General features: G+C 75.2%; 4 protein-coding genes and 1 pseudogene. All 5 read right to left on the bottom strand.

The genetic code is table 11. The annotated features are described in order from the left end of the window. A pseudogene (locus ACWDD7_RS20170) lies at nt 1-1,845 on the bottom strand (hypothetical protein); the annotation flags it as partial. Further along, nucleotides 1,842-2,735, bottom strand: a complete 894-nt coding sequence (locus ACWDD7_RS20165; protein ID WP_450458312.1) for an FAD binding domain-containing protein — start codon at nt 2,733-2,735, stop codon at nt 1,842-1,844. The gene ACWDD7_RS20165 and the pseudogene ACWDD7_RS20170, both read right to left, overlap by 4 nt. Nucleotides 2,736-3,096: 361 nt before the next feature. Continuing rightward, nucleotides 3,097-4,779 (bottom strand): beta-N-acetylhexosaminidase, encoded by a 1,683-nt coding sequence (locus ACWDD7_RS20160; RefSeq protein ID WP_450458311.1) that lies wholly within the window; start codon nt 4,777-4,779, stop codon nt 3,097-3,099. 213 nt (nt 4,780-4,992) lie between these two features. Continuing rightward, nucleotides 4,993-5,283, bottom strand: a complete 291-nt coding sequence (locus ACWDD7_RS20155; protein WP_351868138.1) for a DUF3039 domain-containing protein — start codon at nt 5,281-5,283, stop codon at nt 4,993-4,995. 29 nt (nt 5,284-5,312) lie between these two features. Continuing rightward, nucleotides 5,313-5,885, bottom strand: a complete 573-nt coding sequence (locus ACWDD7_RS20150) for a YqgE/AlgH family protein (RefSeq protein WP_450458383.1) — start codon at nt 5,883-5,885, stop codon at nt 5,313-5,315. Between the last annotated feature and the right edge of the window lie 115 nt (nt 5,886-6,000).

The following is a 6,000-nucleotide window of genomic DNA, read 5'->3' as shown; positions in this document are numbered from 1 at the left end:
CGGGTCGCCGGTGGCCGAGGGGGTCCCGTACGGCGGCGTGGCGGCCGGGTCGCCGGTGGCCGAGGGGGTCCCGTACGGCGGCGTGGCGGCCGGGTCGCCGGTGGCCGAGGGGGTCCCGTACGGCGGCGTGGCGGCCGGGTCGGGGGCGGCATCCGGCGCCGTGTCCGGCTGCGCGGCCTCGGGCGCGGCGGCCGGGTCCGCGTGTTCGGCGGGGCCGTCCGCGGGGTGCTCGGGCGCCGCCTGGCCGCCGTCCACGGGGACGCCGGCGGGCGGCGTACGGTGCTCCGCCGGGGCGTCCTGCCGGTGTGCCCCCTCCGGGTGTCCGGCCTGCGGGTGGCCGCTCGGGGACGGATACGCCGTCCCGCCGGGGGCCGACGGGAGACGGGCGGGGTCGGGGTGGCCCGGCCGGGTGTGATCCGACTCGGCGTGGTCCGGCTCGGCGTGCGCGGAACCGGGGTGACCGGCCTGTTCGTACGCGCCCTGCTCGTGGGCCTCCCGGCCGTGCGCGCCCTGCGGCGCGTCCGACCGGTCCCGCGCGGCCTCCGGTACGGCGAGACCCTGCGGGTACGCGGCCGGCCCGGGACCGGTCTGCGGCACCTGGCCGTGCCCGGCCTCCGCGTGCCCCGGCTGTCCGTGCCCGGCCTCGCCGAGCGGGCCTTCTATGCGACCGTCCGGCCCGTGCGCGGCGCGCTCCCGCGCCCCGTGCGGATCTTCTACGGCCACGCCGTCCGTCTGCCCGGATCGCTCGTAACCGCCCTGGCCGTACGCGTCCTGCGCGTGCCCGGCGCGGTCGTGCGCGTCCGGTACCGGCCCGTCCTGCCCCGGACCGCCCTGCGCGTACGCGTCGCGCCCCAGCGTGTCCTGGCCGTACGCGCCCTGCGCTGCGCCCGGCTGCCCCTGCGCGCCCCGCGCGCGACCGGCCTGCTCCTGGGCGTCCGGCACGCCCCCGGCCTGCCCGTGGGCACCGTGCCCGTAGGCCGCCGGGTCCGCCTGCTCCTGTACGCCCTGTTCGTGGCCGGGGTGGCCCTGCGCGGCCTGTCCGGGCCCCACCTGCTCGTACGCGCCCTGCGCAGCCCTCTGTCGGCGCGCCCGCCGCGCGCTCCCGACCCGCCGCCGCGCGTCCTCCGCGCGCTCGGCACCGAAGTCCGCGTGCCCGCCGGCCCCGTGGTCGTACGCCCCGGTGCCGTACGCCTCGCCCTCGGGATGTCCCCCGGGCCCCGCGCCGTACCCCTCACCGCTCCCGAAGCCGTCCGGCCCCGAGGCCGTGCCCTGCGCGGTCTCCGCCTGGTCACCCCAGGGCTGCCCCGCGTGCGTGGCCCAGGGCGCCGCCGCGCCGCCCGGAAGCGTGGCCGGCGGGGTGCCGCCCCACTGCTCCACCAGGGACGACGTCGTGAACTCACCCGATTCGTCCGGGATTTCCCCGCCCGCGACGGGGATCGACCACTGCCCGGTGACGTCGTGGCCGGGCGCGGCGGGAGCCGCGGGCTCCTCGAAGTTCCAGTGCTGCGTGGCCCCGGGGTCGTACGTGAAGCGGTCGCCGCCCTGCGTGGCCCCCTGCCCGGTGTTCGGGTCGGGCCACTGGCCGCCGTTCGGGTCGGGCCACTGGCCGCCGCCCTCCGCCGCGGGCCAGCCGCCCGCGCCCTCCGCGGGGACCTGCGGGATGCGCGGCGGCACATAGCCGTGGCCCGGCGCGGCCAGCGGGCTGTCGCCGGACAGCAGGGCGTCTATGCCGCCCTCGGGGAGCTTGACGAAGGCGGTGGCGCCGTCGTCGTAGTCACCCTGCGGCAGCGGGTTCCAGCGTCCGCCGCCCTCGGGGGTGCCCTCTCCGTGCTGGTCGTCGGTCACGACAGCGCCCTCCCCAGTGCTCGTCGGGCCAGCGCGGCGACGGTGCGCCGCAGGTGCAGTACGGCGGGCGGCAGCGACGGCACCGTGCCGTCCGCCTCCGGCGCCGGGTCGGGGATGCAGGCCGCGGCGACGTACTCGCCGAAGGCGCTCAGCGCCTCGGGGACGAGCGCGCGGTCGTTGTCCCAGTCGATGAGCTGCGCGACCCACTGCTCGGCCTCCAGCGGCCGCAGCGGCATCGGCGCTATGGCCCCGACGGCGCAGCGCACCCCGCGCCGGGCCGGGTCGAGGACGAGGGCCACGGAGGCCAGCGCGCGGCCGGGTCCGGTGCGTCCGGTCGCCTTCAGGAAGACCTGCGGCGCGTGCAGCAGCGGCACCCGCACGAAGCCGATGAGTTCGCCGGCGCCCAGCATCTCCACGCCCGCCAGCAGGTGCGAGACCGGGACCTCCCGGCGCGCCCCGCCCGGCCCGGCGACGATGAGCGTGGCCTCCAGCGCGGCGAGCACCGGCAGCGCGTCACCGGTGGGCGCGGCGGAGGCGATGTTGCCGCCCAGGGTGCCCGCGTTGCGGACGTGCGGCGGGCCCGCGGCGCGCGCGGCGGCGGCCAGCGCCGGGATGAGGGCGGCGAAGTCGGGGCGGCCCATGCGCGCGTGGGTGAGCCCGGCGCCGAGCAGCGCGTGGCCGTCCTGGTACTGCCAGCCGCGGATCTCGCTGATCCGGCCGAGGCCGACCAGGGCGGCGGGCCTGAGCTGTCCTGAGTTGACGGCGGCCATCAGGTCGGTGCCGCCCGCGACCGGGACCGCGGTGGGCATCGCGGCGAGCGCCGCCACCGCCTCGTCCAGCGTCGTGGGCAGCGTGACGGCCTGCCCCGCCTGCGGTGCGTGCGTGGTCAACCCGGCTGCCCCTTCCCGCTGCCCCACCTGGTCCCGCCTGTTGCGCCGTACGGTACGTGCTGACAGGGCGGACGTGGCAACTCTGGCACATCTTCGCAAGGCTCGAACGCGGGGGTCCGCTAGGAGGCGTTCGCCCACCTCACCGAGGAGATGGACCGATTTCGCACCGCATCACCGGTGCACACGAATTGCCACTCTTCGGTGATGCTGCCGGGGTTTTTCCGTTATCTGTTCTATCCGCGTCACCTGTTCCGGCTGCTCCGGCTGTTCCGGCTGTTCCGGCTGTTCCATCCGCGTTGGCCGACGCGACCGTTGGGGTCCACGTGGCGTGATCCCTCCGTTCGCTCCGGCCTGTTGGGCTCTACCCGCGCGGCGGCGGGCCGTCGAGCGGGCGGCCCGGCACTCCCGGGCGCCGCTGCCACGGCCGGGGTCCGGCCGGCGGCCGGTAGGCGACGCCCAGGGCGTCGAGTCGCCGGTAGTGGACGGCCATCCGGCGCTCGAAGTCCGCGAAGTCCCGTGCCGCGGGCGCGGGCAGTCGGCTCCAGGCGACCTCCGCGAACGCGGCGAGCCGGGGAAACGCCTGGTAGTCCACGCGCCCGGCGTCCTCCAGGACCTCGGTCCACACATTGGCCTGGGTGCCGAGGACGTGCCGCGCCTCGGCCTCGGTGAGCGCGGCCGGCACCGGCTCGAAGCGGTAGACGTCCTCCAGGGTGCGCACGAAGCCGATCGGTACGGGCTCCTCCTCGCCGGGGGCCTGGCGGTGGTCCAGGTACACGTACTGCTCGGGGCACATGACGACGTCGTGACCGGCCCGCGCGGCGGTGACCCCGCCCTCGTAGCCGCGCCAGGAGGAGACCGCGGCGCCCGGCGCGAGCCCGCCCTCCAGGATCTCGTCCCAGCCGATCAGCCGGCGCCCGCGCGCGGCGAGCCAGGTGTCGAAATGCCGGACGAACCAGGACTGGAGCTGGTCCTCGCCGGCGAGGCCCAGTTCGGCGATGCGTTCCTGGGCGGCGGGCGACTTCCGCCACTGGTCCTTCGGGCATTCGTCACCCCCGATGTGGATGAACCGTGACGGGAACATCTCCAGGACCTCCTCGAACACCCCTTCGTAAAAGCGCAGGGTGGTGTCGGTGGGAGCCAGTACGTTGGAGTTGATCCCCCAGGTGTCCCAGACGGAGAGTGCGGTCGTGTCGATGACGTCGGTGTTGCCGAGTTCCGGATACGCGGCCAGGGCCGCCTGCGAATGTCCGGGCACATCGATTTCGGGCACGACGGTGATATGCCGCTCGGCCGCATAAGCCACGATTTCCCGGATGTCGTCCTGGGTGTAGTAACCCCCGTGCGGCTTCTCCTCCCATCGCGGCGAGGCCCGGTGCCCGAATTTCGTCCGCGCACGCCAGGAGCCCGTCTCGGTCAGTTTCGGATATCGCCCGATCTCGATCCGCCACCCCTGATCGTCCGTCAGATGCAGGTGCAGCACATTGAGTTTGTGCGCCGCCATCAGATCGAGATAGCGCAGCACTCCGTCCTTCGGCATGAAGTGCCGGGCCACGTCGAGCAGCAGCCCGCGCCAGCCGAACCGGGGACTGTCGCGCACGGTGACGGCGGGGAATTCCCAGGTGCTGCGACCACTGACGGGAGCGCGCCGGAAAGCCTCCGGACCGAGCAACTGCCGGAAGGTTCCCGCGGCCCAGAACAGCCCGGCCTCACTCGCCCCGTCGAGGGTGACCAACCGGTTTTCGGCGCACAGCCGGTACGCCTCGGGGCCGCCGAGTTCGTCCGCGAGAGCGGGTACGATCCGCAGCCGCACCCGGCCGTCCCGTATACGACTTTCCCCCTCGCGGCACGGCGCGAACGGCAGCCCGGTCGCCGCGCCGACGGTGGACCGCAGCCAGCGCGCCACCCGCTCGGCACCCTCCGCGGCCTCGATCCCGGTGTCCGCGTCGACCACGCAGCGGGCGCCCGCCGCCGAGACCTCGCCCGGCGCCGGGATCAGCGCCACGCCCTCGGCCGAAGCCGCCGCGCCGCCGCCGATGTCACCCATGTGGCCTCCACGCCCCGTGTCGCACCCTGTGCGACAGCCGTTTCGCCCCGCACGACCAGCCGACCGGTACGGAGGCTAGGACCACCGGTCCGCGCCCACAAGAGGTCTCGACCACTCGGCGCACCGCGCCGCGCGGATCGCGTACGGCCGAGGGCCCCGGAGCACACCGAAGCGCGCCGGGGCCCTCGCAGGTCTCAACGGGGGCGGGGAGCCTTACTTGCCCTTGTCGCCGCCCTTGCCCTTGTCGTCGCCGCCGCTGCCCATGGACTCGTAGATCTCCTTGCACATGGGGCACACGGGGTACTTCTTCGGGTCGCGGCCCGGCACCCAGACCTTGCCGCACAGCGCCACGACGGGGGTGCCGTCGAGGGCGCTCGCCATGATCTTGTCCTTCTGGACGTAGTGGGCGAAGCGCTCGTGGTCGCCGTCGCCGTGGGACACCTGTGGCGTCGGCTCTACGAGGGTCCCCGTACCAGTCCCGCGCTCGGGCTCAAGAGTGCTCATACCGCCCAGGGTACTGAAGCGTCCGGGTATCAGTTGAGCGAAGGGTCGTCCGGATACGTGGCCACCATCGCCAGCTCGCTGCGCTGGCGGCGCAGCACTTCGCGCCACAGCCGTTCGGGCTCCGGCGAGGACACGTCCCCCGGCTCGGACTCGACCACGTACCAGGCGCCCTCGGCCAGCTCGTCCTCCAGCTGGCCGGGCCCCCAGCCGGCGTACCCGGCGAAGATCCGCAGCGAGCCGACGGCCGGGGCGAGCAGTTCGGGCGGAGCCTCCAGGTCGACCAGGCCGATCGCGCCGTGCACCCGCCGCCAGCCCAGCGGCGCCCGCTCGCCGTTCGCCCCGCCCGGGATGACCGCGACGCCGAGCGCCGAGTCCAGCGAGACGGGACCGCCCTGGAAGACGACACCGGGCTCGCCCGCGAGTTCGGCCCAGCCCTCCAGGATGTCGCCGACGCCCACCGGGGTGGGGCGGTTGAGGACGACGCCGAGGGAACCCTCCTCGTCGTGGTCGAGGAGGAGCACCACCGCGCGGTCGAAGTTCGGGTCCGCCAGGGCGGGGGTGGCCACGAGCAGCCGCCCTGTGAGCGAGGACACCTCGGTCATGCCAGACATGATCCCGCATCTTCCCCTGGAGTGGGGAGCCAATCGGCGTGCGGGAGTGAACGCAGCTCAGGGAGCGTGGAAGCAGCCCCGGCGCACGCCGCCCGCCCGGTGACCC

This window comes from Streptomyces sp. NPDC001056 (genome assembly GCF_053598955.1).
The sequence above is the reverse complement of the archived record's forward strand: the minus strand, read 5'-3'. Positions and strand labels throughout refer to the sequence as shown.